This window comes from Streptomyces sp. NPDC049585 (assembly GCF_040675615.1).
GTDB classification, from domain to species: domain Bacteria; phylum Actinomycetota; class Actinomycetes; order Streptomycetales; family Streptomycetaceae; genus Streptomyces; species Streptomyces luteosporeus.
Map to the genome: position 1 here is coordinate 1 of NZ_JBFAPE010000020.1, position 26,081 is coordinate 26,081.

The 26,081-nt window shown below is 70.0% G+C and carries 24 protein-coding genes and 2 rRNA genes; 12 read left to right on the forward strand and 14 right to left on the reverse strand.

The genetic code is table 11. From position 1 onward, the window contains the following. Together AB0K17_RS20485 and rrf are read left to right on the forward strand one after the other, a co-directional pair. Window positions 1–94, forward strand: a 23S ribosomal RNA gene (locus AB0K17_RS20485); the annotation flags it as partial. A gap of 98 nt (window positions 95–192) precedes the next feature. Next, window positions 193–309 (forward strand): 5S ribosomal RNA (rrf, locus tag AB0K17_RS20490). Window positions 310–364: 55 nt separating this feature from the next. Here the strand turns inward: rrf and AB0K17_RS20495 are convergent. Next, a complete protein-coding gene (locus AB0K17_RS20495) occupies window positions 365–1,363 on the reverse strand; it encodes a hydroxyacid dehydrogenase (RefSeq protein ID WP_365983756.1) in 999 nt (332 codons plus the stop codon). A gap of 187 nt (window positions 1,364–1,550) precedes the next feature. Between AB0K17_RS20495 and AB0K17_RS20500 the strand changes: the two genes are divergently transcribed. From AB0K17_RS20500 to AB0K17_RS20510, 3 genes are all read left to right on the forward strand, one after another. Further along, window positions 1,551–2,738: a histidine kinase gene (locus AB0K17_RS20500; RefSeq protein WP_365983757.1), complete on the forward strand. Its 1,188-nt coding sequence runs from the start codon at window positions 1,551–1,553 to the stop codon at window positions 2,736–2,738. Then, window positions 2,735–3,412, forward strand: a complete 678-nt coding sequence (locus AB0K17_RS20505) for a response regulator transcription factor (RefSeq protein WP_365983758.1) — start codon at window positions 2,735–2,737, stop codon at window positions 3,410–3,412. The genes AB0K17_RS20500 and AB0K17_RS20505 overlap by 4 nt, the downstream gene beginning before the upstream one ends. Window positions 3,413–3,566: 154 nt before the next feature. Further along, a complete protein-coding gene (locus AB0K17_RS20510) occupies window positions 3,567–4,814 on the forward strand; it encodes a serine hydrolase domain-containing protein (protein ID WP_365983760.1) in 1,248 nt (415 codons plus the stop codon). Here AB0K17_RS20510 and AB0K17_RS20515 read toward each other — a convergent pair. The 6 genes from AB0K17_RS20515 to AB0K17_RS20540 form a co-directional block, all read right to left on the reverse strand. Next, window positions 4,811–6,304 (reverse strand): type VI secretion protein, encoded by a 1,494-nt coding sequence (locus AB0K17_RS20515; RefSeq protein WP_365983761.1) that lies wholly within the window; start codon window positions 6,302–6,304, stop codon window positions 4,811–4,813. The genes AB0K17_RS20510 and AB0K17_RS20515 overlap by 4 nt on opposite strands. A gap of 1 nt (window position 6,305) precedes the next feature. Next, complete coding sequence (locus AB0K17_RS20520; RefSeq protein ID WP_365967281.1) at window positions 6,306–7,721, reverse strand: ATP-binding protein; 1,416 nt, start codon at window positions 7,719–7,721, stop codon at window positions 6,306–6,308. 10 nt (window positions 7,722–7,731) lie between these two features. Beyond that, complete coding sequence (locus AB0K17_RS20525; protein WP_365967282.1) at window positions 7,732–9,285, reverse strand: SCO6880 family protein; 1,554 nt, start codon at window positions 9,283–9,285, stop codon at window positions 7,732–7,734. A gap of 2 nt (window positions 9,286–9,287) precedes the next feature. Continuing rightward, window positions 9,288–10,697 (reverse strand): hypothetical protein, encoded by a 1,410-nt coding sequence (locus tag AB0K17_RS20530; RefSeq protein ID WP_365983763.1) that lies wholly within the window; start codon window positions 10,695–10,697, stop codon window positions 9,288–9,290. Then, window positions 10,687–11,532, reverse strand: coding sequence for a hypothetical protein (locus AB0K17_RS20535; RefSeq protein ID WP_365983765.1), 846 nt, complete (start codon window positions 11,530–11,532; stop codon window positions 10,687–10,689). Before AB0K17_RS20535 ends, AB0K17_RS20530 begins: the two co-directional genes overlap by 11 nt. 234 nt (window positions 11,533–11,766) lie before the next feature. Then, window positions 11,767–12,075, reverse strand: a complete 309-nt coding sequence (locus tag AB0K17_RS20540) for a hypothetical protein (protein ID WP_099199098.1) — start codon at window positions 12,073–12,075, stop codon at window positions 11,767–11,769. A gap of 346 nt (window positions 12,076–12,421) precedes the next feature. On the opposite strand from AB0K17_RS20540, the gene AB0K17_RS20545 reads away from it, so the two are divergent. Then, window positions 12,422–13,507, forward strand: a complete 1,086-nt coding sequence (locus tag AB0K17_RS20545; protein ID WP_365983766.1) for a serine/threonine-protein kinase — start codon at window positions 12,422–12,424, stop codon at window positions 13,505–13,507. Between the two features lie 87 nt (window positions 13,508–13,594). Here the strand turns inward: AB0K17_RS20545 and AB0K17_RS20550 are convergent, their stop codons facing one another. Together AB0K17_RS20550 and AB0K17_RS20555 are read right to left on the reverse strand one after the other, a co-directional pair. Further along, window positions 13,595–13,846, reverse strand: coding sequence for a DUF397 domain-containing protein (locus AB0K17_RS20550; protein WP_365983767.1), 252 nt, complete (start codon window positions 13,844–13,846; stop codon window positions 13,595–13,597). Beyond that, window positions 13,801–14,724: a hypothetical protein gene (locus AB0K17_RS20555; RefSeq protein ID WP_365983768.1), complete on the reverse strand. Its 924-nt coding sequence runs from the start codon at window positions 14,722–14,724 to the stop codon at window positions 13,801–13,803. Before AB0K17_RS20555 ends, AB0K17_RS20550 begins: the two co-directional genes overlap by 46 nt. Window positions 14,725–15,198: 474 nt before the next feature. Here AB0K17_RS20555 and AB0K17_RS20560 point away from each other — a divergent pair, with 474 nt between their 5' ends. Further along, on the forward strand, window positions 15,199–16,884 hold the full coding sequence (locus AB0K17_RS20560; RefSeq protein ID WP_365983769.1) for a hypothetical protein: 1,686 nt from the start codon (window positions 15,199–15,201) through the stop codon (window positions 16,882–16,884). A gap of 30 nt (window positions 16,885–16,914) precedes the next feature. Here the strand turns inward: AB0K17_RS20560 and AB0K17_RS20565 are convergent, their stop codons facing one another. The 3 genes from AB0K17_RS20565 to AB0K17_RS20575 all read right to left on the reverse strand — a co-directional run bounded on the left by AB0K17_RS20565 (window position 16,915) and on the right by AB0K17_RS20575 (window position 19,962). Beyond that, window positions 16,915–17,421 (reverse strand): hypothetical protein, encoded by a 507-nt coding sequence (locus AB0K17_RS20565; RefSeq protein ID WP_365967289.1) that lies wholly within the window; start codon window positions 17,419–17,421, stop codon window positions 16,915–16,917. After that, the gene (locus AB0K17_RS20570; RefSeq protein WP_365983770.1) at window positions 17,418–18,884 is read right to left on the reverse strand and encodes a hypothetical protein; all 1,467 of its coding nucleotides are present in this window, start codon (window positions 18,882–18,884) and stop codon (window positions 17,418–17,420) included. Before AB0K17_RS20570 ends, AB0K17_RS20565 begins: the two co-directional genes overlap by 4 nt. A 685-nt stretch (window positions 18,885–19,569) precedes the next feature. Then, window positions 19,570–19,962 carry a DUF6507 family protein gene (locus tag AB0K17_RS20575; protein WP_365967291.1) on the reverse strand — a complete coding sequence of 131 codons (393 nt, stop codon included), beginning with the start codon at window positions 19,960–19,962 and terminating at the stop codon, window positions 19,570–19,572. A gap of 193 nt (window positions 19,963–20,155) precedes the next feature. Between AB0K17_RS20575 and AB0K17_RS20580 the strand changes: the two genes are divergently transcribed. From AB0K17_RS20580 to AB0K17_RS20590, 3 genes are all read left to right on the forward strand, one after another. Next, the gene (locus AB0K17_RS20580; RefSeq protein ID WP_365983771.1) at window positions 20,156–21,820 is read left to right on the forward strand and encodes a serine/threonine-protein kinase; all 1,665 of its coding nucleotides are present in this window, start codon (window positions 20,156–20,158) and stop codon (window positions 21,818–21,820) included. 102 nt (window positions 21,821–21,922) lie between these two features. Next, window positions 21,923–22,948, forward strand: a complete 1,026-nt coding sequence (locus AB0K17_RS20585) for a bifunctional lytic transglycosylase/C40 family peptidase (RefSeq protein ID WP_365983772.1) — start codon at window positions 21,923–21,925, stop codon at window positions 22,946–22,948. A 206-nt stretch (window positions 22,949–23,154) separates the two neighbouring features. Then, entirely contained in the window at window positions 23,155–23,907 is a 753-nt protein-coding gene (locus tag AB0K17_RS20590) for a phosphatase PAP2 family protein (protein WP_365983774.1), read from the forward strand. Between the two features lie 6 nt (window positions 23,908–23,913). Here AB0K17_RS20590 and AB0K17_RS20595 read toward each other — a convergent pair whose 3' ends face one another. Then, the gene (locus tag AB0K17_RS20595; protein ID WP_365967295.1) at window positions 23,914–24,081 is read right to left on the reverse strand and encodes a hypothetical protein; all 168 of its coding nucleotides are present in this window, start codon (window positions 24,079–24,081) and stop codon (window positions 23,914–23,916) included. Window positions 24,082–24,169: 88 nt separating this feature from the next. Here AB0K17_RS20595 and AB0K17_RS20600 point away from each other — a divergent pair, with 88 nt between their 5' ends. Together AB0K17_RS20600 and AB0K17_RS20605 are read left to right on the forward strand one after the other, a co-directional pair. Continuing rightward, a complete protein-coding gene (locus AB0K17_RS20600; protein ID WP_365983775.1) occupies window positions 24,170–25,105 on the forward strand; it encodes a hypothetical protein in 936 nt (311 codons plus the stop codon). Between the two features lie 113 nt (window positions 25,106–25,218). Next, entirely contained in the window at window positions 25,219–25,413 is a 195-nt protein-coding gene (locus tag AB0K17_RS20605; protein ID WP_365967297.1) for a hypothetical protein, read from the forward strand. A 49-nt stretch (window positions 25,414–25,462) separates the two neighbouring features. Here the strand turns inward: AB0K17_RS20605 and AB0K17_RS20610 are convergent, their stop codons facing one another. Next, window positions 25,463–25,837, reverse strand: coding sequence for a metal-sensitive transcriptional regulator (locus AB0K17_RS20610; protein WP_365983776.1), 375 nt, complete (start codon window positions 25,835–25,837; stop codon window positions 25,463–25,465). Window positions 25,838–26,081: the final 244 nt, after the last annotated feature.

Below are 26,081 nucleotides of genomic sequence, written 5' to 3' on the forward strand. Positions count from 1 at the left end.
AGGCTCCCAGTAGACGACTGGGTTGATAGGCCAGATATGGAAGCCGGGTAACCGGTGGAGTTGACTGGTACTAATAGGCCGAGGGCTTGTCCATAGTTGCTCGCGTCCACTGTGTTGGTTCTGAAACCACGAACAACCAACACACCCCCACGTAACCGTGGGTGTGTGTTGCGGTTGATAGTTTCATAGTGTTTCGGTGGTCATAGCGTTAGGGAAACGCCCGGTTACATTCCGAACCCGGAAGCTAAGCCTTTCAGCGCCGATGGTACTGCAGGGGGGACCCTGTGGGAGAGTAGGACACCGCCGAACTCCTTTTGAGAGAAGCCCCGTTGGGAACCATGTTCCCAACGGGGCTTCTCTGCGTTTACGCCGACGTCCTCAGGTCGCGCCGTTCCACCCGCCCCAGCAGTGGCAGCCCCCGTACCCAGCGTTCGACCTCCTGCACCGCGTAGAGTCCCAGGCGCCGCACCTCGGTGCCCTGGGCGCCGGCGATGTGGGGGGTCACGAGGACGTTGGGGAGCGAGAACAGGGGGTGTCCTCGCTGCAGTGGTTCGGGTTCCGTGACGTCCAGTACCGCGCTCAGCCGTCCCGACCGGCATTCCGCCGTCAGCGCCTCCGTGTCGACAAGGGCACCCCGCGCCGTATTGATGATCGTGCCCCCGTCGGGGACCAGGGCCAGCCGGTGGGCATCGAGCATGTGGCGAGTGGCCGGGAGGTCGGGGGCGTGCAGGGTGACGACCGAGCTGTTGCCGCACAGCGTTTCCAGGTCCGCCTTCTCGGCCCCCATACGGTGCGCTTCGTCGACGCTGACGTACGGGTCGTACAGCAGCACCCGGTAACCGGCGTCGGCTGCCGACAGCCGGGCCAGGACGCGATGTCCGATGCGCGAGGCGCCGATGACGCCGACGGTCCGGCCGTCCGCCCCTTGGCGTTCGCAGAAGCGCGGCCAGCCGCCGTCGCCGCCCCGGGCCGCATAGGCGGCCGCCGTGACGAGTGCCTGTTTCGACGCCAGGACGACACACGCGTACGCGTAGTCGGCCACTGGTCCCGCATTCGCGTCGGCCGCCGAGGAGACGACGATGCCGCGGTCCCAGGCGTCTTCCGGCACCAGCCATTTCACCGATCCTCCGGCATGCACGATGGCCCGGAGCCGTGGGGCACCTGCCAGAGTCCGTTCCGTCAGCGCCGGGCACCCCCAGCCCGTGATGAGAACGTCCGCCTCTCCCAGCGCGTCCCAACCGTCGGTCACCGTGACGCTTTCGACGAGCCGGGTCCGCAACTCCTCGTCCAGTACGGCCCCGGCTTCCTCCTTCCCCATGACAATGACGGCCGTGGGGAAGGCCGTTGTGCCGCTTTCGTCCATGCGTAGTTCGCTCCCCGCCCCGGAGAGCGGAAAAACGCAGGGCCGGCGGTTTCGACGTGTCGAAACGATCGTCCTTGATCTCCCCCGCCCTCCTCCCGCACCTCCCGGAAACTCCGTGACTCTGCCTCCCCCCTTGCCGCGGGACCCCGTGTTCCGCCGTTTCACCTCCCGGCTTCCCCCAGCGCCGATGTCGCTCGCCCGGTCGGGTAATTCCCGGGCCGCCGACGCCGTCATCACGGCCGTCGTCCAGCTCGCAGTGACGATTCCGTTCGTCGTGCCGCGCTCGGCCGACGTACCGCCGGCCACCTGGGCCTCGTACGGCATGACGACGCTCACCGTGCTGCCCTTGCTGCTGCGCAGCCGGGCGCCGTTGACCGCGCTGCTGCTCATCACTGCTGCCGGATTCGCCTATCTGCCCCTGGACGGGCCCGGGCAGCCGCTGCCGTACAGCCCGTTGGTCGCCATTTTCACCGTGGCGGCCCTGGGCGGGGTGTGGCAGCGGCGGGTGACGATCTGCATCGGGCCGCCGCTCGTGGTGCTTTCCTCGGCCTTGCGGACGAATACGGCGCGCGAGTACCTGTTCGCGTTCTTCGTGTTCACCATGGCCTATGTGCTCGGCGTGCTCGCCCGCACCCGGCAGGCGTACCTCGAAGCCGTGGAGGCGCGGGCGGCCGAGCTCGAACGGTTGCGGCAGGTCGCGGCGGAACGGGCGGCCGAACGTGAACGCGCCCGCATCGCCCGGGAGATGCACGACGTGCTCTCCCACGCCGTCAGCCTGATGATCGTTCAGGCCGAGGCCGGGCCGCTCGTCGTACGGTCGGACCCGGCCCGCGCGGAAGCGGCGTTCGATGCGATAGCCGGCGCCGGGCGCGACGCCATGGTGCAGCTCCGCCGAATGCTGGGGTTGCTCAAGGAGGGCCGCGACGCGGACGGCGGGACCGGTTCGGCGCGCAGCCCGCAGCCGACGCTGAACGGGCTGCAGGACCTCGTCGCCGACGTGCGGCGTACGGGACTGGACGTGGCCCTCGTGTCGGAGGGCGAACCGCGGCCGCTGCCGCCCGACGTCCAGGTGACCGTCTACCGCGTTGTCCAGGAGGCGCTGACCAACGTCCTGCGCCATGCCCGTTCGGCTGTCTCGGTCCGCGTCCGCCTCGTGTGGGAGGCCGAGCGGCTCGTGGTGTGCGTCGACGACGACGGTCGCGCACCGCAGGACGGCAGCACCCGTGGCAGCGGCCGCGGGCTCATCGGCATTCGCGAGCGGGCGGCGGCCCACGGCGGTACGGCGTCCTTCGGGCCCGGGCCGGGCGGCGCGGGCTATCGCGTTGCTGTCGAACTGCCGCTCGTGTTCTCCTCTGCCGAGGAGGTGGACGGGTGACGATCCGGGTAGTGGTGGCCGACGACCAGGAGTTGGTGCGGGCCGGCTTCGCGCTGATCCTGGGCGCCCAGCCGGACATCTCGGTGGTCGCCGAGGCCGGTGACGGCGTCGAGGCGGTCGACGCCGTCCGCGTGCATGCGCCGGACGTGGTGCTGCTCGACATCCGCATGCCCCGCATGGACGGCATCGAGGCGGCCCGCAGGGTGTGCGCGGAGACCGGCACGAAGGTGGTCATGCTGACCACCTTCGACCAGGACGACTACGTCTACGAGGCGCTGCACGCGGGCGCCAGCGGCTTTCTGCTGAAGGACGTGCGCCGTGACGACCTCGTCCACGCGGTCCGTGTGGTCGTCGCCGGCGACTCCCTGCTCGCTCCGTCGGTGGCCCGCCGGCTGGTGGCCGACTTCACCTCCCGTACGCCGGCCGGCGTACGGGAAGCGACGGGCGGTGGCGCGGTGCCGGACGTGCTGGACGTACTGACCGCGCGCGAGCGCGAGATCCTCGTCCTGCTCGGCCGGGGCCTGTCGAACGCCGAGATCGCGGCCGAGCTGGTGGTCAGCGAGCACACCGTGAAGACGCACGTGTCGAACGTGCTGGCCAAGCTGGGGCTGCGCGACCGCATCCAGGCGGTCATCTGCGCCTACGAGACGGGTCTCATCGCCCCGGGCGGGTGAGGGACCACCCCCGGCATCCCTCGCGCGAGGGATGCCCGTCGGCCTCAAGGACCCCTCGCTCCGGCGATCCGCCGAACGCCTTCGCTCACAAGGATGGAGGGCACCAGGACCGCAGGTCTGTGGTCGAAGGACGAGGACCAGGGGGAGACCACCCATGCCGTACCGCCGCCGACGCACTGCCGTCGCGATCGCCACCGCTCTCACCGCGACCGCCGTCGCCGCGGTGCTGGGTGCCACCACGGCCGTCGCCGCACCCACCGCCACCGCACACGCCGCTCGGCCGGGCGTCACCACCACCCAGCTGCCGCCCGGGGCGGATGCGCTCCGGCAGGCGATAGCCGGCCTGCCCTCCGCCGACGCCACTGCCGCCCAGGTGCGGCTGGGCGGTGCCCAGGGGAGCTGGCAGGGCACGTCCGGGGAGTCCGACATCCGTACGCACCGGGCGCCCAAGGGGGACGAGCGCTTCCGGGCCGGGAGCATCACCAAGGTGTTCACCGCCGCCCTCACGCTGCAGCTGGTCCACGAGGGCAAGCTGGACCTGGACGGAACCGTGCAGCAGTACTTGCCGGAGCTTCTTCCCGCGAACTATCCGGACGTGAAGGTCAAGCAGCTGCTCAACTACACGAGCGGCCTGCCGAGCGCGGACGACCCCGGCGACTTCGCCTCGCAGTACGAGCGCCGCTTCACCACCTGGGACCACGAACAGCTGGTGAAGCGCGGATTCACCCAGCCGATGGAGTTCGCGCCGGGAACGCAGCAGCACTACTCGAACATTGGCTACAACGTGCTGGGGCTGCTTATCGAGAAGGTCACCGGCCACTCGTACGAGAGCCAGCTGCGCGACCGCGTCCTGAAGCCCACCGGGCTGAAGGACACCTACAGCCCCGGCAACGACCCGCGCATCCACGGCCGTCACACCCACGGCTACCAGGCGGTGAAGGCCGCGGACGGCTCCACGCGGCTGATCGACGTCACCGACTGGAACCAGTCCATCACCTGGGCCTCCGGCGACCTCGTCACCACCACCGCCGACCTGGAGCGCTTCATGACCGCGCTGTTCCGCGGCCGGATCGTGCCGGAGCACGAGCTGGCGCTGATGTTCACGGTGCCGGACGTGCCCGCGTACGGGGGCGGCAAGGCGGCGTACTCGAGCGGGCTGAGCCGCTACGTGTACGACGACGGCAAGCAGAAGACCGAGGTGTGGGGCAAGACCGGCGACCGCTACGGCTACGTCAACGGATTCGCCGGCACGAAGAACCTCTCCAGCACGGTCGTCTACGCGGTCAACGGGACGGACGCCAAGGGCAAGAAGATGAACGCCGTCGTGGGCCGCATCATCGGTGCCTTCGGCAAGGCCGTACAGGGCACGCAGGCCGCGCCCGCCCCTCGTGCCGGTCGCTAGCCGGCCGGGAGCGGGTGGCGGGGCCAGCGGGCGCGGGCCTGCTCCTCGGAGCGCATCAGCGCGAGGGTGGGCAGGCCCTGGGCCTCGCCCTGCTCCAGCAGCTCGGGGAGCGCCGGCAGCGGGGCGACGGCCGCCACGTCGTCGAGGACGACGGTGAGTGGTGGGTCGAGCCGGCCGGAGGATGACCGTTCGGCCATGCGGCGGCCGTGCTCGACCACGCTCTGGGCGAGTGCGGTGAGCAGGGGCATCGCACCCGGGTCGGTGCGGGGATCCTCAATCGCCTCACCCACCACGTACAGCGTTCCCCCTTCGGCGACAAATGATTCCAGCGCGAGCGTATTTGCTCGATTCGGATTGCATGCGTCGCGGATGTGGACGGAGCCGAGGGCGCTGAGCGCACGGGCCGCCAACTCCAGGGCCATGTCGCGGCGCTGGGGATGACCGGTGAGCGCCGATTCGAGCTCGCCCGCCGTCCCGCCCACCGCCTTGGGGCTCGTGCGCAGGATGCGGACGGGCTCGTGGGCGGCGGCGCCCTGCGTCCAGCGGTGGACCTGACGGAACGGCCGGCCGCCCACGGCGGCGGCCTGCAGCCAGCAGCGCAGCAGCGTCTCGGCGGTGTCGGCCGTCGCCGAGTCCAGGGGGCTGAGCGGGCGTACGGGCGCCAGGAGCGCGGCTGCGCGGGCCGTGGCGGTCTCCCGGGACTCGCACCCGGTGGTCGGGTCCCAGCGCAGGCGGTCGGGCGTGTCGAGGCGGTGCACGGGGTCGAAGGCCAGGACCGGGCCGAGCTTGGCGCGGCTCGCCTTGGTCTCGGCCCACAGCAGGGGGTCGCTGGTGACGACGAGCACGGGCCCGGCCGCCTCGAGCACGGCGCGGGCGGCGGGGGCGCGGCGCTCGGTGGTGTAGAGCAACCGCCGGGGGCCCTCCGGCGCGTGCGGCTCCGGCGGCGGCTCCGGCTCCGGCGCCGCTGCGGGGGCCGGGACCGGGATCACGGGTGGTGCGGGGAGCACCGGGGGGACGGGGGCCTGGGCGGGGACGTCCGCGCGTACCTCGGCCGCCGGAACGGCTGTTGCCGTTTCCGGCGCATCGGCCTGCTGCGGGAGGCCTTCGGCCTTGCGCTCGCGGCTGCGGCGGGCCCGTACGCCGCGCCAGCGGGCGATGGTGCCGAGCGCGAAGGTGGTCAGGACGACGGCCACCAGCAGCTCGCTGACGAGGATCCCCCAGAACAGCCCGTAGCCCGAGAGGCTGTCGGCGGGCGTGGTCGGCCAGGCGGCGGGCAGGTCGCGCGGCTGCGCCATCAGGTGGCGCATGGCCTGCGGAGTCCGGGCGATCGTGACGCCGTCGGGCCAGGCGCCGTGGCTGAACAGCGCGGCCAGGCCCGTCGCCGTCCACACCAGCACCGTCAGGCCCAGCAGGAAGGCGATGATGCTGACCAGCAGGCCGTCCGGGATCCCGCGCTCCCCACCCGGCTCCCGGCCCGGTACGGACCCCATGTCAGGCCACCGTGGACTCGGAGGATCCGTACGTGCCGTCGCCGAGGAACGGGGAGCCGACGGCGCGGGTGGCCGCGGCCGCTGCCGCCTCCTCGGTGGCGGCGTCGTGGACGCGGCCGTCCTCGGTCATGGCGCGGTCCGTGTAGACCAGCGGACGCTCGGCGTCGGTGATGATGTGCTTGACCACTTGGACGTTGCCGTTGACGTCCCAGACGGCGATGCCCGGGGTGAGCGTGGGGATGATCTCCACGGCCCAGCGGGGCAGGCCGAGCACGCGGCCGGTGGCCCTCGCCTCGTCCGCCTTCTGGGCGTAGATCGTGCGGGTGGAGGCCATCTTGAGGATCGCCGCCGCCTCCTTGGCGGCCGCCCCGTCGACGACGTCCGACAGGTGGTGGACGACCGCGACGAACGACAGGCCGAGCCGCCGGCCGAACTTCAGCAGCCGCTGGAAGAGCTGGGCGACGAACGGCGAGTTGATGATGTGCCAGGCCTCTTCCACCAGGAAGATGCGCTTCTTGCGGTCGGGCCGGATCCAGGTGTGCTCCAGCCACACGCCCACGATCGCCATGAGGATGGGCATGGCGATCGAGTTGCGGTCGATGTGCGACAGGTCGAAGACGATGAGCGGGGCGTCCAGGTCGATGCCCACGGTGGTCGGCCCGTCGAACATGCCGCGCAGGTCGCCGTCGACCAGCCGGTCCAGCACCAGGGCCACGTCCAGGCCCCAGGCCCGTACGTCGTCTATGTCGACGTTCATCGACTCCGCGGACTCCGCCTCCGGGTGGCGCAGCTGCTCGACGATGTCGGTGAGGACGGGCTGCCGGTCGAGGATCGTCTCGTTGACGTGGGCGTGGGCGACCTTGAGGGCGAAGCCCGCCCGCTCGTCCAGGCCCCGCCCGGTGGCGACCTCGATGATCGTCCGCAGCAGCGCGAGCTGGCCGGTGGTGGTGATGGCCGGGTCGAGCGGATTGAGACGGATGCCGCCGTCGAGGGCGGCCATGGGGTCCAGCCGGATGGGGGTTATGCCCAGCTGCTGCGCGATGAGGTGCCACTCGCCGACACCGTCCTCGCCCTGGGCGTCGAGGACGACGACCTGGCGGTCGCGGAAGCGCAGCTGCCGCAGGACGTACGTCTTCTCCAGCGCCGACTTGCCGTTGCCGGACTCGCCCAGGACCAGCCAGTGCGGGGCCGGCAGCTGCTGGCCGTACAGCTGGAACGGGTCGTAGATGTAGCCCTTGCCGGAGTAGACCTCGCGGCCGATGATCACGCCGGAGTCGCCGAGGCCCGGGGCCGCCGTCGGCAGGTAGACGGCCTGCGCCTGCCCGGTGGAGGTGCGCACGGGCAGCCGGGTGGTTTCGACCTTCCCGAAGAGGAAGCTGGTGAAGGCGTCGGTGACGTTGGCGAGCAGGTCGAGCACGGCATTGCCCCTATCGTCGGATGCCGGTCGCGAACGGCAGCGTGTTGACGAACGCCCGGTGATGCTCGCGGTCGCACCATTCGAGCTTGAGGTAGCTCTTGCCGGCCGAGGCTCTTATGGTCCGCTTGTCGCGCGCCAGCGCCTCCGGCGAGCGCGAGGAGACGGTGATGTAGCCGACGAGGTTGACGCCGGCCGCGCCGCTGGCCAGGTCCTCTCCGCGCTGGTCGACGCGCGAGTGGTGGGCGACGTCGCGCGGGTCGACGACCCGGTTCATCTTGGCGGCGCGCGAGGCGTCGGCGTCGTCGTTCGTCTTCTCGGTCAGCATGCGCTCGATGGCCACGTCGGTGGGTTCGAGATCCATGCAGACCGCGACCGTGCGGATCACATCGGGGGTGTGCACGAGGAGCGGGGCCAGGAAGTTCACCCCGACGGGGGTCATCGGCCATTCCTTGACCCACGCGGTGGAGTGACACCAGGGGGCCCGGGTGGACGACTCACGCGTCTTCGCCTGCAGGAACGTCGCCTCGGTCGCATCCAGTTCGGCCGGCCAGGCGTTGCGTTTCGTCATCGCCTGGATGTGGTCGATGGGGTGGTCCGGGTCGTACATGGAGTGCACGAGCGACGCCAGCCGCGCCTGCCCCAGCGGCTGGCGCACCCGGATGTCGGCCTCGGCCAGGCGGGCGCAGATGTCGGTCAGCTCCCGGGCCATCACCACGGCGAGCCCGCCGTCCCGGTCCAGCCGCCGCCGGCCGCCGTCGTGCCGGGAGGCACGGGAGATGGCCTGGGCCTCGGCGGCCAGCTCGCGCGAGTAGTGCATGCAGGCGACCAGGTACGCCCGGTGCTGCTCGGACGACGTGGAGACCATCGACTGCAACTGGTCGTAGGAGTCCTTGAGCCACTCCGGGGCGCGCTCGTCACCGCGCCGCTCGACGTCCTTGGCGTGCGCGTCGGGATCGGCCGGCAGCGTACGCGCCAGCATCTGGATGCGGGTGACATAGCCGTCGCCGTTGGCCACGTGCTTCAGCAGCGTCCCGAAGCGCTCGACCAGGGCCTCCTGGTCCTCCGAGTCGCGCAGCCCCACACCCGGGCCCTCGATCTCGATGGCCGCGGTGACGGTACGGCGGTCGGCGTGCAGCAGCACCGCGATCTCGTCCGGGCCGAAGGGCGCCGACAGCCAGCTGATCCGCCCGATGCCCGGCGGCGGCCCGACCTCGACCTCCTGCCCGTCCAGACGCGTACCGGCCTCCATCGCGACGGAACGGTACGTCGCGTCCTTGCGCAGCGTCCGCTTGTACGAGCGGTTGATCTCGAACCACTTGTAGAAGGTGCGGCCCTTGTACGGCACGTAGACGGCGGCGAGGGAGAGCGCCGGCAGTCCGCTGAGGGTGATGATCCGCAGGGGGAGGACCGGCACCAGCAGTCCGCACATCATGCCCAGGAACGCGCCCAGAATGATCAGGCCGATCTCCCCGCTCTCCCGGTTCTTGCCGATGACGGCATTGGGACGGGCGCGGCCGATCAGGTACGTACGGCGGGCTGCGATCGGCTGGGACTGGGCCGGCACCGTCAACTCCGCTCACCTCCGGATGTATTGCTCTTGCCGTTGTTCTGCGCACGCGGCGCGGGTGCGGGGGACGCCGGTGCCGCCGGCGCGGGCGCCGGGGCCGGCGCCGCGGAGGCGCCGCCGTTGCCGCCGGCCGGGCGCGCACCGTGCGCCGCCACGGCCCCGCCCATGGCCCCCGCAGGCCGGGCCGCGGCGCCGTTCGACGGCGCGGCGCCGTTGCCGCGGGCGCTGTGGGTGGTGATGCCCTGCTTGACCAGGGCGGCGGGCGAGGAGATCACGGCGGCGGCCTGTCGGGAGGCGGCGTCGTTGCTGGCGTTGCGGCTGCTGACGATCTCGTCGCCGAACCCGGGGACGAATCGATAGATCATCGCACTGGCGAAGATGGCAAGAATGATGATGGCCAGGCCCGACACGACGGCGGAGAACGAGTTCGGCCCCTTGCCGGCCGACAGCGCCCCGGCCAGGCCGAGCACGATCATGATGATCGGCTTGACCAGGATCACCGCGATCATGATTCCGGCCCACCGGCGCACGTGCCGCCACATGTTCTTGTCCACCAGCCCCGCGTACACGGCGGTGCCCAGCAGCGCCCCCACGTACAGCAGCGCCGCCCGGATCACCAGCTCCAGCCACAGCACACCCGCGGCCAGCACGGAGACCAGCGAGACGACGATCAGCATGATCGGCCCGCCGCCGATGCCGTCGCCCTTCTTCAACGCCTCGGCGAACCCGCCGAAGAACTGGTCGTTGTTGCCCGACGCGCCGGTGGCGATGACATCCGTGACCCCATCCGTGGCATTCACCACCGTGTACAGGATCAGCGGGGTGAACGCCGACGCCAGCACGGTCAACCACAGGAACCCCACCGCCTCGGTCACCGCCTCCGTGAACGGCACCCCGCGCACGGCCCGCTTCGCCACGGCCAGCAGCCACAGCACGAGCGTGAGGATGGTGGAGGCGGCGAAGACGACGGCGTACTGGCGCAGGAAGGCCGGATTGGTGAAGTCCACATTCCCTGTGGCCCGCACCGCGGCCGACAACTTCTGCACGATCCACGCCGCGGCGTCCCCACACCCCTTCGCGAGCGAAGCGAGCGGGTCGAGAGCGGTCTGCGGATCGTTGGGTGAGGTGCTGGTACCGGAGCTGCCGCTGCCTTTGCCTTGGCAGTAGTCCTTGGCGGGGCCCCGGATCAGGTCGCACGGGTTGCTGCCTGCGCTGGGGCTGCCCGAGGGTGTCGGCGTGCCACTGGCGCCGGGGCTGGGTAGCGTGCTCGCACCGGGGGTGGGTGTCGGCGTGGCGGTGGGCGTGGCGGTCGGTGTGGGAGCAGCGAATGCTCTTGCCGACAGCAGGACAACCGTCGTTTGCGCGGCCGTGAAGGCTGCAGCGAGCGAAAGACGACGACTAGCGGGCATAGGTGAACCCTCCGAACCCTTCGACGGCGTCCGACATCTCCTTTGCGGAGGATGCAGCCTGGTCACGGCCGACCGGTGTGGGGCCGTCCTTCTGGGTGAAGCCGGTGACCTTCCAGTCGTTGTCGAGCCACTTGAGGTCGAAGGTGTTCGTGTACCAGCTCTCGGACACCGGTGTGGTCGACCCTTCGCCCGCCAACCCGAACAGGGACGAGTACCACACCGCGACGCTGGCGGTCTCGCCCTCGTACTTCACGAGCTTGGTGCCGATGGGATTGGTACGGGACACGAACGTCATGCCCTTGGGGGCGTTCCCGGCGGCATCGAGGCCGATCTTCTTGAGGAAGTCCGGGTTCGAATACACCTTGTCCAGGTCGCCCTGCCGTGCAGCGGCCACGTCCGGGGCGTACACCGTGGTGACGATCGCATGGCGACTGTCCGTCCGGAACATCCCGTCACCGCCCAGCGCCACCGCGAAGTTCGCCGCCGCCGACTGCGCGCCCTGCTCCGAGTGGGCGAACCCGGACGCGATTCCCCCCGCCCCGCCCTCCACCGGCTTCACGCCGGTCGGGTGGGTCGGTTCGCTGCTGGCTCCCTTGTGGCTCGCGCCGTCGCTGCCGTCCGAGTCGCCCCCGCCTCTGTTGGCGAACGCGATGGCCGCGATGAGGAGCACGATCACGCCGACGACGGTCACGAGACTGCGCCCGGCGGGGCGGCCGCCGCGCATGCCGCGGCCGGTGCCGCGGCGTGCGGGGGCGTAGGGGTCGACCTCGCCGTCCGGCAGCCGCGTGCGGGTCATGTGCCGGTCGTCGCCGTACCCGTCGTCGCCGAGACTCATCGCTCGCCTGCTCCCTCATGCGTAGTGGCCGGCTTGCCGCCCGTATATGACGGTAGCGGTGTGAACGGAATCCCGGGGGTGGGCGCCGGGGAGTGAGGGGGCATCAGGTGGCTGCCTCGGTGCGGGGGAACGTGGGGACGAGCGGCCTGTGCGGGGAGGACGCGTGGTGGCGCTCGTCGGGTCGGGTGGGGGAGACGGAAGCAAGTGGGGGTCGAAGGGGGCGCGGAAGGGGGCTCAGACCGCCATTCCGTAGACGATGGTGAAGAGCGTGCCGAGCGAACCGATGATGAACACACCGGTGAGCCCGGCGACGATCAGACCCTTGCCCTGTTCCGCGCTGAACGTGTCGCGCAGTGCCGTCGCGCCGATGCGTTGCTTGGCCGCACCCCAGATCGCGATGGCGAGGCACAGCAGGATCGCCACGGCCATGATGACCTCGATCATGACCCGTGCTTCCCGGCCGAGTTGACCGAACGGTCCCCAGTTGGGGGCGATTCCGCCGATAATGGTGTTGATGTCGCCCTTGCCGGCCGCCAAAAACATCTCTGATTCACCGCCCCATGCGGGTAGTTGCCTCGCTCTGCCCGTCCGGCAGAGGTCGCTGCCTATCTTCGCTGACATGCCGCCGATCGCATGTCGATTCGGCGACAAATTTTTGTCGGGGAGCACGCAACCCGCCGGCGCCGTCGAGGTGACCGGGTCCGCTCCGGCCCGGCCTGCGGCGGGGCCCGTGTCGGTGGCGCGTCCTTTGGTGACTGTGTGTATCACGAGGGTCGACGCCGGGCAATGTCGATCGTCACTGGATGGGTGCTGCGACGTTCAAACGCCTGTGCGTGCGGTGGGTACTCTTTCCTGCTCGGTCTGTCGATCAATTTCAAAGGTGGTACGGGTGCTGATTGCCGGTCGGTACCGGTTGGGGGAGCCGCTCGGCCGCGGCGGGATGGGCGAAGTCTGGAGCGGCCAGGACGAGGTGCTGGACCGTCAAGTCGCGGTCAAGCTGCTGCTGGCGGACGACGGTGACGAGTCCGCGGCGCAGCGGTTCCGCATGGAGGCCCAGACGGCGGCCCGCCTGAACCACCCTCATGTCGTGGCCGTGTACGACTTCGGGGAGTGGGACGGCCGCTTCTATCTGGTCATGGAGCTCGTCCAGGGCCCGAGCCTCGCCGGGGAGCTCTCCGTGCGCAGGACGCTCTCCCCGGAGCGTGTCGCCGGCCTGGCCGCCCAGGCGGCATCCGGGCTGGCGGCCGCGCACCGGCAGGGAGTGGTCCACCGGGACGTCAAGCCAGGCAACCTGATGGTCGACGCCTCGGCCGGCACCCTGAAGATCGGTGACTTCGGCATCGCCCGCTTCGTCGACGAGACCTCCGCGGGGCTGACCCGTGCCGGTCAGATCGTCGGTACGAGTACCTATCTGGCCCCCGAGCGTGCTCTGGGGCGGACGGCCGGACCGGAGTCGGACGTCTACGCGCTCGGGTGCGTGCTGTACCACCTCCTGATGGGCGGGCCGCCCTTCTGGGACGACAACCCGACAACGTTGCTGTACATGCATGTCGACAGCCCTCCCGAGCCGCCGCGCAACCACCGTCCCGAAATACCGCAGGCGTTCGAGGCGTATCTGCTGCGGATGTTGGCCAAGGCTCCGGAGGACCGGCCGACGGCGCAGGAGGTCGCGGACTTCTTCGCCGGCCCCGCCTGGCGCGACCGCCCCCGGACCTTCGCGCCCACGGCGCCATCGGTACCGGCAAGGCCGCCGGCGCCGCCCGCAGCCGCCCCCGCCCCTGCCGCCGCAGCCGTCGGGGTGCCGGGCGTGCCGTCCGTACCCGCTGCCATGCGGCGCGAGACGACGACCACGTACGCCCTGCCGTCCGCGCGCCGGCCCGTGGCGGCACCTCGGCGGTCGGGGGTGCTGCTCGGTGCCGTCGCCGGGGTGGTCGTGTTCGTGGTGGCGGCACTGATCGGTGCGGCGTTGTTCTAGCGGCGCCGCCGCTCCGGCCGTTGTTGCAACTGGCGTTGCGGCCGTCGTTCCGGGCGTCCGGGCGGCTCGGCAGGGGCCGGCCGGACCTCAGGCCGTCCCCACCGCCCCCTCCGGGGGCTGCGGCGGGCCTCCCGCGTCCAGCCCCTCGACGAAGTGGTCGAACTCGCCGGCACGCACGCCCAGGACGAAGGCGTCCCACTTGGCCTCCGTGGTGACCACCACCTTCTCCGGATTGATGTTCTCGCGGATGTAGACGTTGCCGTCGCCCCCGAAGGCGATCTCCAGGTACTCGGTCATCGTCTCGTCGTCGGTGGCCGGGATCCAGTTGAGCTCGGGCACGGTATCGCCCCCTCGTGGGATGGGATGGTCCGATGAACGTCGGCGCTCACGATAGGGGAGTCGGTCGTGTCCCCGCCCTCTTCGCGCAGCGCCGCCAGGGCCGCCTCGACGGTGCGGAGCACCAGGCGGGGCCGGAAGAAGACGTCGGCGCTGCTGAAGCGCAGCACCCGCCGGACGCCGCTGCAGGCGGTGAGCTCGTTGAAGCGCAGGATGTCGTTCTGGTGGGCGGCGCGGCTGCCGTGCCAGGTGTAGCCCTCCACCTCCAACGCCAGCCCTTCCTTGCGGAACAGGAAGTCGACGCGCAACAACCGGCCGTTGTCCGTCGGCACCGGTGCCTGCGATTCCGGATAGAGGCCGGCACTGTGCAGGTGCAGCCGCGCCATCGTCTCTGCCGGCGACCCGGCCGCGGGATCGGTGAGCGCCAGCGCCAGCGCCATGCGTGCCGCGCGGCAGTTGCGCCGCCCGGCGCCGGTGCCCTCCGGGCCCAGGAACGCGGCGATCTGCTGGCCGGTGGCCAGTCCGCGGGCGAGCACATGGTCGGCCGCCACGACCGCCGCGTGGGTGGGCAGTGCCATGAGCAGGTCGCACACTGTGCGCAGGGCCGTGGTGACCCGTACCCCGTCGACCACCGTCACCTCGTGCTCCGCCAGCCGCAAGCCGTGCACCACGACGCCCGGTGTTCGCGCTTGCCCCTTGCGATCTGGATCGATCAGCTCGACGACTCCTTCCACTGCTTCCTCCCCCTCCGCTCGTTCCACTGCTTTCGCTTCGATGGCCGGACTCCGCAGCACCGGGATGCCGTGGGCCGCCGCGGCCGTCCGATGGCTGCCCACCCATCCCGGGTGCCGCAACTGCACTGCCAGCAGCCGCAGGCGCACACTGCTCCCCAGCCCCGGCTGTGCCCAGGCCCCGCAGTGCAGCCGTGTCCACCCCGCTCTTCGCAACGCCCCCGCGACCCCGGTAGGCCTGAGCCCGCACCCGACGGCCTGGGACGTCAGCAACACTCCGCCTTGTGCCGCGGCCAGCGCGTGCAGCCCCGGCTGATCCCCCCGTTTCATGGCCCCAGCACACCGGAAGCCACAGCATTGCGCGAGCCCTGTGGATAACTCTCGGGCCACCGCCCCGTTGCCCGGCCCCGCAGCCCCGTCCTGTACCGCGTCGTCGCACGTCAGAGCGGGTGACGCGTGCCTGCCCGTAACCCCGCGGCAGTCAGGTGATCCGATTGGCTGAGAAATGGCCCGCGTTGGGCGTAGGCTCCGGGTCCCCGGCTGCCGCACCGTGTGCGCGCCGCGCGGCGTGCGGTGGCGGTCGCCTGCCCGTTCGCCTGCTGGCCCGCGCCGAGACGAGTCGCCATGAGCACGAACACCCACTCCAGCCATCCCTTAGCCCACCGCACCGTGCTGACCGTTCCGCAGTCCGCCACGGTCCTGCAGGACGTCCGGCGGATCAGCTCCGCGTGGCTGATCGAGAAGTACGGCAGCGCACCGCTGGCCTCCGGGCAGCACGACCTCGCCGACAACTGCGTCCTGGCCAGCCAGAGCATCTACCAGGCCGACGGGGCCGAGCACGCGCTGCGCCTGCAACTGCGCGAGGACAAGCCGGAGGCCACCTGGCGCACGACGATCACCGCCGCGCTGTGCGCGGGCGAGTGCGCCGTCGTCTCCGTGGCACTGGAGGCCTTTCCCAACGGCGACCAGCCCCTCTCACCCGGCCGGCCCCGCCTCGTCCGCGAGCTCGTGCGCGACCTGGCGCCGGTCGACGGCCTCTCGCCGCTGACCCTGGACGCCCGGCCCGTCCACGCCGACCAGGTGGACGCCCTGGTCGACGTCCTGTGCGAACCCCGACGGCTGCCGGTGGTGGTGGCCGCCAGGCCCGTACGCCCCGACGCCGTCTGGAGCGACCGGATGCGGCAGGTGCTGCCGCAGTGCGCCGGGGCGGCCGCGCTGTACCTGCTGGAGGACCTCGATGCCGTCGATGCCTTCCGCAAGGCGATCGGGGACGACCACAGGGTCGCCCCCGGCGCGGTGCGCACCTTCCTGACCGACGTCGACCCCGCCTGGCCGCAGGACGCGCCCCGCCACCGGTTCCTGACGATGGCCAGGTTGAGCGATCACAGCGACCGAGCCTGGTACGGGATCGCCAGTACGGTGCAACGCCTGTCCACCGAGGCCCCGCTGCCCGCCGCGCTGCGCGGCCTGTCCTTCCCCGACCTCGGTCAGCTCCACCGGGAGGAGCGGCAGGCCGCGCTCGCCGAACCCCGCCACACCGAGGAGCTCGGGGCCATGGCCGCACAGATCGCCAGGCTCACGGCATCGCTGAAGAAGGCCGACCAGGACCTGAAGGAGGCCACCCGCGAAGCGGACCTCTCCGCCCGCACCAAGGCCTCTCTGGAAGAACAACTCCAGATCGCCGTGGCCCGCGCGGACGGCGACCTGGAGGAGGCGGTCCGGGCCCTGGACGACCTGGAACGCGCCCGCGCCGAGGTGCGTGTACTGCGCCGCCGGCTGTACGCCGCGGGCCGGCACCGCGAAGCCGTCCTCATCGAGCAACCCCTCGGCATCCCGGCCTCCTTCGAGGACCTGTGGGAGCGCCTGGACACGTTCGAGGGCCTGACCGTCTCCGCCGACAAAGGCAAGGCCCTCGAACTCGACGAGGCGGCCCGCGCCCGTGTCTGGGCCGCCAAGGCCTGGAACGCGCTACGCGCCCTGGACGCCTACACCCGCAGCGCCCACGACGGCTTCAACGGCGGCTTCTACGAGTACTGCACCTCGGAGCAACCCGGAGACGTGTGGCCGCGCAAACAGGTGGCCATGGCGGAGACGGGCGCGACGATGAACGCGTGGGGAGACGAACGCATCTTCCCCGTCCCCCCGGACGTGGCCCCCACCGGCCGCCTCGAAATGCAGGCCCACCTCAAACTCCACTCCAAAGGCAGCACGTCACCCCGGATCTACTTCCACGACGACACCAAGGGCTGCACGGGGCGCGTCATCGTCGGATACATCGGCCACCATCTGAAGAACAAACATACGAACTGAGGGGCGTGAGGTGTCGAGTGCCCGAGCCGGCTAAATACCGTCCAACGAATCCAAGTACTCATTGTCATGGACGGGCAGTGGCTTACGTTCCAGGTGCTTCGCGGGCGAGCCGATCGGGACGGCGGCCGTGTCGATGTCGATGAAACCGGTGGAGTCGAGCGCCACCCCGCCACCGCGTTCATACATGACCAGCAGTGGTTCGAATGGATCGGGCAGCTCAGGAAGGGAGGGGTGATCCGCTGCCAGCTCGGCGAAGTGGACGGCCCAGACACACGTGTTGACAACGACAGGCTGCTGGTGAGCAGGAGTCGACGACACTTTGCGTACGAGCTCTTCATCGGCGCGAATGGAAGAGTCCACCAGTGCCGCAATGTCGAAGAAAGGCCACTCATTACTGCTGAGCGATTCCGCCCAAAGAGCTGAACGGCGAAAGAATTCCCTGGCCAGGGCAACCCTCGAGCGCGTGTGCTCCAGGTTTCCATGCCAATCGATCTGCGCGATGCGTTCCGCAAGGGAATGCGCTGCTCCACTGCTCACTTGAACCACTTTCTCAATATATTGGTGACATCGTCAAGGTTGGACAGGTCCTCGGCTATTTCGAAGGCGGGCCGTTCCAGCCCCAGTCGCCCCCAGGCGCGGAAGGGATCCGGATGATGTTCGTTCGGTGCGACATCGTGAGCCCCATGGTGCTCCTGTGATCCCCAGTAGACGCCGTCCTCGTCCCAGGCGTCGGGGTGGGCCGACCGATAGGAAACGCCCTCGGCCATGAGCTGGGACTCAACCCCCTCGTGGGCGATCAGGCGTCTGAACCTGACCATTTCGTCCTTGGTCAGAGTTCCCGCATCGGCTTTCGTCCACAGGTCGGCTATGTGGTCCATGGGGGCGAACCGCCCGGTGCTGACGCGTCCAGGGCCCCTCTCGACGTGGTGTGATTTTTCAAAAAGGTGGGCCTTTACTCGGTCGAGCAGGGTCTGTGAGAACCCAGTATGCTCTGCGATGTTTCGTGTGTCGTCGTCCCTGCCGCGGAACTCCTCGTACACCTGAGCAGCTTTGGGTGACTCGGGGGGATCCGCGTATGCGGTTTGCCCCTCTCCGGGGAACTCGGCGGCCGGGGATTCGCTGCCCGTGTGGCTATATGGTGCTTCACCGGGATGGCCATTGCCGTGGGAGCCGGCGCCTGTCTCGCCGCGTGGCCCCTGGGTGCTGTGCCCGTGAGCACCGGTGGCGCCGTCGGAAAGGTGGTGGTTGCCGGCTGCATGACCTCGTCCGGACCCAGGCACGTCATGGCCACTGCTCCCCGCGCCGTGGCCGTGAGCAGAAGAGGGGCCGTCGGCGCCGGCGTGGGCGAAGGCGTGGTCGTCGGTGTGGACATGCTCTCGATGGTTGGGCAGGTCGTCCTTGTGGGGTTCCTTCTCGGCGTTCTCGATCGGGTCGGTCTTCTTGAAGTCCGCATCGCGCAGATTGCCGTGGCGGTCCAGGTAGAAGGTCTTGCCGTCGTGGCCGATGTATTCGATTGCGCCCGCTCGCTCGGTCAGTTTGCCGAGAGACTTCTGGACTTCCGTCGCCACCTCGCTGACCCTTGGCAGGGCGGCCTTCGTCGCCTTAAGCCCGAGCTGTGCACCCTTGCCGACGTATGTGCCCGCGTCCAGGAGTTCGCCGGTCTTGCCGATGACGGAAGCCGTCCTGGTCGCCAAACCGGCCTTGCCTGCGATACCGGCCTTCGGCAGAGCGCCCGCACCGAGCGTGATCGCGTTGAACGCCACGGTGCCGGCTGCGCGACTCGGATTCTTCTCCCACTCGTCCCATGCCACGAGCGACTTGCCGAACTGACGTGCAGCCGCCTTCGCGCGCGTCTGATGTTCGTTGTCCCGGTCTCTTAAGCTCGTCTGGTCGAAGATGGCGTCCAGTGGCTTCTCGGCGTACAGCGCGAGCCCGTAGGCGACGTTGCCGAAGTTGCGCCAGCTTTCTTCGAACTTGTCCGTGTCGAAGAAGTTGACCAAGTGGTACAGGCCCTTCGCGTTCTCCCAGACACCGTCCTGGAAGAAGCCCTGCACGAAGCCGGTGGACTTGTCCTTTGTCCATTGCCAGGCCGCCTCCACACCTTCGTACTCGCGGCCCTCCACCTCACCCCACGGCGTTTCGTCGCCTTCGCCGCCTGCTCCGGGTCGTAGCCGTACATCCCCTGTTTGTGGGAGCCGTCGTCCTGTTCGAGCTGGGGGCCGCCGAAGACAGCAGTGATCTTGTTGAAGGCGCTGCGCTCTGCCGCGTGAAACCTCTCCTGGGCCGCTGTGACGGCCTGGATCAGCTGCTCGTTCTTGTCGACCTTGCTCTGGTCCTTGCGCCAGTCGTCGTCGTTGCCGATCGACGCCCGGAAGGCCACTGCCTGATCCCGGAGGCTTTCCAGCTCCTTCACGATCGGGCGGATCTCCGAGGCATACGCCGCCAGTGCCGACTTCACCTTCTCCAGCCCCTCGGCGAAGTGGGCAGCCTTGTCCCGCACAGGGATCGTCGTATGGAACAGCTGCTCCGCCTCCGGAGCCTCGTAGCAGCCGGACAGCCCCTGGAAGGTGGAGTGCGTGTCCGCCCCGGACCTGCGGACGTCCGATGCGACCTTGGCGAGCCCGGTGACGTCCTTCTCCAGCGCACCGATGTCGCCTGTGAAGTGGGGTATGAATATCGGGTCGATCACGGCGCGGCGTCCTTCATCTTCTCCTTCGCGTAGGCCGTGAACTTCTCCGGATCGGTGGTGGTGACGGCGGCGTGCTGCAGATTCGCTGCCATCTCCAGGTCGCCGCGCACGTACTCGATCGTCGCGTCGACCGCCCCCTGCATTGATGTCTGTGCCCGGTCCGCGATCGCCTTCAGCTCCTGCATGGCGCTGTTGCGGTAGGCCTTGAGGGCCATCCCGACGATGCCCTCCCTGGCGTCGCACGGGCCGAGCAGGGTGCCGGCATGCACGCCGGCGGAGTCCGCGAGGCTGTTGAGCGACTTGGACGCCGGCTCCAACTTCTCGACGACCGCGACGGTCCTCTGGATGACACCCTGCACGGCCGCGGGCTTGATATCCCAGCTGGACATACTGGTGCCCACCCCCCTTGTCGACGTGTGGTTTCTGATACGGCTGAGCCGCCCCCTGGGGAACAGATGTACCGCACACAAGCGGTCGGTTTCATGAGTATTCGTACCTACGGTGACGCTTCAACAGCCGGGTGCGGCAACCGGGACTGACAGGTGATCAGGGACATGGCGAGATGTGGCACAGTCTCGTCTCGTGGAAGCGCTACGACCTCAGGACCCCACCAGCATCGGCACGCACACCGTTCTCGCCCGCCTCGGGGCCGGCGGGATGGGGCAGGTGTATTTGGGGCGGTCGCCCGGGGGGCGGCAGGTGGCTCTCAAGGTGATCCGGGAGGACTTCGCGGAGTCGCCGGAGGCGCTGGCGCGCTTCCGGCGCGAGGTCGAGACGGTGCGGGCCGTGCGCAGTGCGTACACCGCCAACATCATCGACGCGTCGCTGGCCGCGCCGCCGTACTGGCTCGCTACCGAGTACGTGCCCGGGCCTACCCTCATGGAGGCGATCCGCCGACGCGGCGGTCCCCTGGCGGCCGGGACCTGCTTCCGCCTCTTCGCCGCTCTCGCCGAGGCTCTTGCCAGCGTGCATGCCTACGGCGTGCTGCACCGCGACCTGAAGCCGCAGAACGTCATCCTGTCCGGTGTCGGGCCCAAGCTCATCGATTTCGGTATCGCGCGCGGTGCGGAACACACCGCTCTCACCAGGACGGGTGCGATGCCGGGCACGCCCGGCTACGGTGCGCCCGAGACCCTGACCCGCGACGACGTCAGCACTGCTTCCGACGTTTTCGCCCTCGGTGCGACGATGGCTACGGCGGCGACCGGTCGGCCCCCGTACGGGCAGGGCACTTTGGAGTCCGTCCTGTACCGGGTGGTGCACGGCGAGGTCGACGTGGACCATGTGGAGCCGGCGCTCGCCGAGCTGATCCGGGCGTGCGTGGCCCGTGACCCGGGGGAGCGCCCGGCCCTCAGTGAGGTGATCGCTCGCTGTGGTGTGACGTCCGCGCTGGTCGAGGACCCGGAGTACCAGGCCCTGGTGGGCGCGGTGGCCTCGCCGGTACCTGCCGCACCTCCCGTTCCCACGTACGTTCCCACCGTCGTGCCCCATGCGGCCGCTCCGGCGTCCCAGAGGCGTCCGCGAAGCAGGACGTGGCTGATGGTCGGCGCAGCTGTCGTCGCAGTCGGTGCCGGGGCCGGCGTGACCGCCCAGTTGCTCGATGGCAAGGCGGGTGGCTCGGCCGAACAACAGGCTGCGAAGCCGGCCGCTGCCACACCATCCTCCCGGGGCGGCTCCTCCAGCGGCCCGGCGGCTGCTCCTGCGTACATCGAGGACACTGACCTCAACCGCGAGTTCTGGTCTCCCAGTAAGGACGACAAGTTCGGGGGTGGGGGGTCGTGTGGGCTGCCGTCCGAGGAACGCGGCGGACAGCAGTTCCAGTTCTCGATCGCCGACCCTGCCCACACCTCCGTCCAGGAGATGTCGGGCAAGGTCGAGATCCAGTTCCGATTCAAGTACGGCGACGAGAAGATCCTGGGCAAGCCGCCGTACTACGTATCGGTTGCCGTCAAGCCGCCGCACGACATCAACCGGGAGACCGGTAAGCCCTACCCGAATCTCATGCAGCCCAACCTGAGCGTTGGCTACACGAGCAAGCCGGTGGACATCTTTCCCACGAAGGGCTGGGGATCGGACTTCGTGAAGCTGACGTATCCCGACGATTTCAAGTCATACGTCGACGGCAAGGTCTACTCGCCGGCCATCCCGATCGACAACGACCCGGGCAACTGGACCGTGATCTTCTACCACGTCAAGGGCCCGAAGGAGTACCGCAGCGTCATGTGTGATGGTTTCGTCGGCAAGTAGCTCCAAGTACCGTGGCGGATGAGCTCATTCGGGCTCGTACGACCTCATGCGACATTCCGGAAACGGCAGTGCGAGGGGCCTGCCTTGGGGGAGGGTTGACGGGTGCGAAGGCTCTGGGTGGGGGTCGGTGCCGGCGTTGCGGCGTTTCTGGGCATCGTCGGCCTGCTGGTGGTCGGGGTGTACGTGGCTGCCGGGAGCGGCTTGGGCGGCGGTGCGGGGAGGGGCATGGTGGGGCTGGCCCAGGGCTCTGTTCCGGCGCAGTACCAGGACCTCGTCGCAAAGTGGGGCAACCTCTGTCCCGCACTCAACCCGGCCGTCCTGGCAGCGCAGCTCTACACGGAGAGCAACTGGGATCCCGCTGCACTGAGCCCGGCGTCGGCGCAGGGCATAGCGCAATTCATCCCAGGGACCTGGGCCACCGAAGGCATCGACGGTAACGGGGACGGCAGGCGCGACGTCTGGGACCCACGCGACGCCATCCCGTCCGCCGCGTCGTACGACTGCAAGCTCGCACGGGACGTGAAGGGTGTGTCCGGTGACATCACGGACAACATGCTCGCCGCGTACAACGCGGGTCCGTACAGCGTTATCCAGGCCAGCGGCATTCCGGCCTACAGCGAGACACGGGACTACGTGAAGTCCATCCGCAGTCTGGAGAAGAGCTTCGCGCGTCCCGTCGGCAGGGTGGCGCCCTCGCAGCAGGCGGCCGGGGCTATTTATTACGCGCAGGAGAAGCTGGGCACGCCGTATCTGTGGGGTGGGGACGGGACGAAGGAGGACGGGGGGCGGTTCGACTGTTCGGGGTTGACCAAGGCCGCGTATGCCTCCGTCGGTATCGAGCTGCCGCGGGTCGCGAACGACCAGTGGAACGCCGGGCCGCATCCGAAGCGGGACGAGCTGCTGCCGGGTGATCTCGTCTTCTTTGCGCACGACCTGAAGGACCCGCGCAGCATCCACCACGTGGGGCTGTACGTGGGAGGCGGGTACATGATCCACGCACCGCGCACGGGGGCCGTGATCCGGTTCGAGAAGATCGATGCGCAGCCGGACTACATCGGGGCGACGCGGGTCACGGCGGACGGTGCCAGGGCGCTGCCCGTGGGTACCGGGTCGAGGCGGCCCGCATGAGGTGACGGGGTGTGAAGCCCGGGCCTGAGCTGGGGTGATGGGTCACCCTTCGATAACAGCCAGGTGATCATTGGGTGGAGACTGGAACGGTCCGACGGAGTCGGGCGTTCCATGGAAGTGGGTAAGCAGCGCCGCGAGCTGCGGCGCACGAACCACGGGGGTCGGCAGCTGGGCGTAGTGACAGGCGACAGATAGGGGCCGGGGCGATGGCTGGACTCGCGGCGGGAGACTCCATGCCGGTGGCCGGGGGAGAGAGCAATCCCGACGTCGGCCTGCTCTACGACATCAACGGCATGGCGAAGGGCGCCCCGCACTGGGCGGACCGGGTCATGGAGTTCGTCGGCGAGTACGGCATCATCCTCGGGTTCGCCGTGCTGATGTTGTTCGCCTGGTGGAACGTCCGCCGGAAGGAGGACGCGTCCTGTGGGACGGCGGCCCTGCTGTGGTCCCCGCTGGCGGCCGGCATCGCGCTGCTGATCAACATTCCCATCCGCGGTTTCGTGCGCCGGCCCAGACCCTTCCTCGAGCACCAGGGCCTGGACGTCCTCGTCCAGGGCAAGACGGACTTCTCCTTCGTCAGCGACCACGCCACGCTCACCATGGCGCTGGGTGTGGGCCTGTTCGTGGCCAATCGCAAGTACGGGGCCATCGGCATCGGCCTCGCGCTGCTCGAAGGCTTCAGCCGCGTCTACCTGGGCGTTCACTACCCCACCGACGTCATCGGCGGCTTCGCCCTGGGCACCGCCGTCGCCCTGCTGCTCGCCCCGCTGGCCATGATGCTGCTCACCCCGCTGACGCGGAGGATCTCGGGGACGCGCGCCGCCTGGCTCGTACGATCGACCGACGCGCCGGAGCCGTCGAAGCCGTCGGGGCCCGTGGCGCCCGCGCCGGCGGGCCCGGCGGACGCGGCGCTGTCCGGGCGGCAGCCGCTGCGGCACGACCGGGACCTGGCGGCCTGAGAGTTTTCACCCGGTCGACGAGGCCAGGTGCCTCTCGGCGTCCTCGCGGGCCAGGGAGCGGGCCCTGCGGGCAGGGCCGTACCAGCCGCACGAGCAGCGGGCCGTACAGAAGGAGCCGCGCTCGGTGGTCGTCGTCTGGTGTGCGCAGGACTGCGTGGCAACGGGATCTGACACGCCACCACGCTACCGGGCCGTGACGGCGGGCCGGGACGCGTCGTTGAGAGTGCGGGTTCCACCAGCGTGCGGCAGGGGGCTTACGGCCATGGCGGTGCAGTGGCACAGACGCAGAGGCGCGACCCTCGCCACCACGGTGGCGGGCGGTCTCGTCCTCGGCATGCTGGCCGTGTCCGGCTGCGGGGAGCAGGAGTCCGAGGCCGAGGGGCAGGACGGCAGGCCCGCCCGGGGCGGTGCGGCGGGCGAGGTGCGCCAGGCGCAGCTGGCCGGTCCCGCGGTGGTCGACCCCGCCCGTGCGCTGGCGGTGGTGCGGCATGTCCCGTGGACGCTGGCCGGTGCGGGCGGGGCAAGGGTGCGGACGTCCATGGAGACGGTCAGCGGCGGCACGCGGCTGACGATCCGGGGCCGGGGCGCCTACGACTTCATCCGGCCGGTGGGCCGGCTGACGGTGGTGCTGCCCGAGGGTGCGGCCGGGTCGTCCGAGCACCGGCCGATCACGGAGGTCTTCACGCCGGGCGCGCTGTACATGAAGAACCGCGGCGCCGGGGTGCCGGACGGCAAGTGGGTGCGCCTGGAGACGGGCTCCCTGGCCGACGGCGATCTGCTGACGAGCGGGGCGACCGACCCCCTGGCGGCGGCGGAGCTGCTGGGAGGGGCGCGCGAGGTGGCGTACGCGGGGCAGGAGCGGCTCCACGGGGCGCGTGTGGCGCACTATTGGGGCACGGTGGACCTCTCCCGGGCGGCGCGGTCCGCGCCTGCGCGGGACCGGGCGGCGCTGGCCGCTGCGGCGAAAGGGTTCTCCACGGGGACGGTGGCGTTCGACGCCTATCTGGACGACCGAGGGCGGCCGCGGCTGCTGCGCTACCGGTTCGGCGAGCGCTCGGCGGCGGGCCCGGCCGGTGGCGGGGAGCCCATGACGGTGGTGTCCTCGGTGGAGCTGTTCGCCTTCGGCCTCCGGCCGGACATCGACCTTCCCGCGGCCGGGGAAATCTATGCGGGCACCGTCGCTTCGCCGCAGAAATAGCGCGCGCGGGCGTAGTTGGCCATGGAAATGGTCCTTCTGTGCCATGCGCGGAGTCTGTACCGATCACTACGCTGGAGCAGTGACCTGAAGGCCGTCGCGAGGAGGTGAATCACGTGGTTCCGCGGCGCGGTTCGTCCGGTGGGCCGGATCCCGTGGCCCTCGTCGAGATCGATCTCTACGGGGATTTGATGATCGCCGCGTCCAGCGCGGCGGAGGAGCGCCTCAGCACCGATCGCATCGACGAGGTGCTGAGGGTGGTGCCGCAGCGCGCGCGGGAGTCGGCGCCCGATGCGGACGGGGGCGAGTGAGGCCCGGCCGATGACATCGGCCCGGGGGTGCCCGGCGCGCGCCTCGCGCTCAGGTCCGCAGCAGACGGGCGATGGCGGCGGTGGCCTCGGCGACCTTGGCGTCGGCCTCCGCCCCGCCCTCGCGCGCGGCCTGGGCGACGCAGTGACGCAGGTGCTCCTCCAGGAGCTGCAGGGCGAAGGACTGCAGGGCCTTCGTGCCCGCCGACACCTGGGTGAGTATGTCGATGCAGTAGACGTCCTCCTCGACCATGCGCTGCAGGCCGCGGATCTGGCCCTCGATCCTGCGCAGTCGCTTGAGGTGCTGGTCCTTCTGCTTGCTGTAACCGTGCGGCCCGGGCACGGCCGTGCCGACCTGCGGGAGGTCCTCGCCGTGGCAGGAGGCGGCGCCAGTGGCGCTGGTCACTGCGGGGTCCGTGGTCGTCATGGCGTCCTCCGTCGTCCTGCCGGTGCGTCCGTGCTGGTCATCAGCGGCTTTCCGGGCCCGGCCGGACCTGCCGCGGACCCGTCGGCCGTACCCGTACGGCATACCCCAGCCGGGTATATCGTACCGAAAAAGGCCCTTCGAAGCCCGCACCGCTTTGCCGAGCACTCTGCCCGATGGGCGACACTGAGGGAATGCCAGTTAGCTGTGGCTGGATGATGCGCCTAGCATCAACGAGACCGAATCC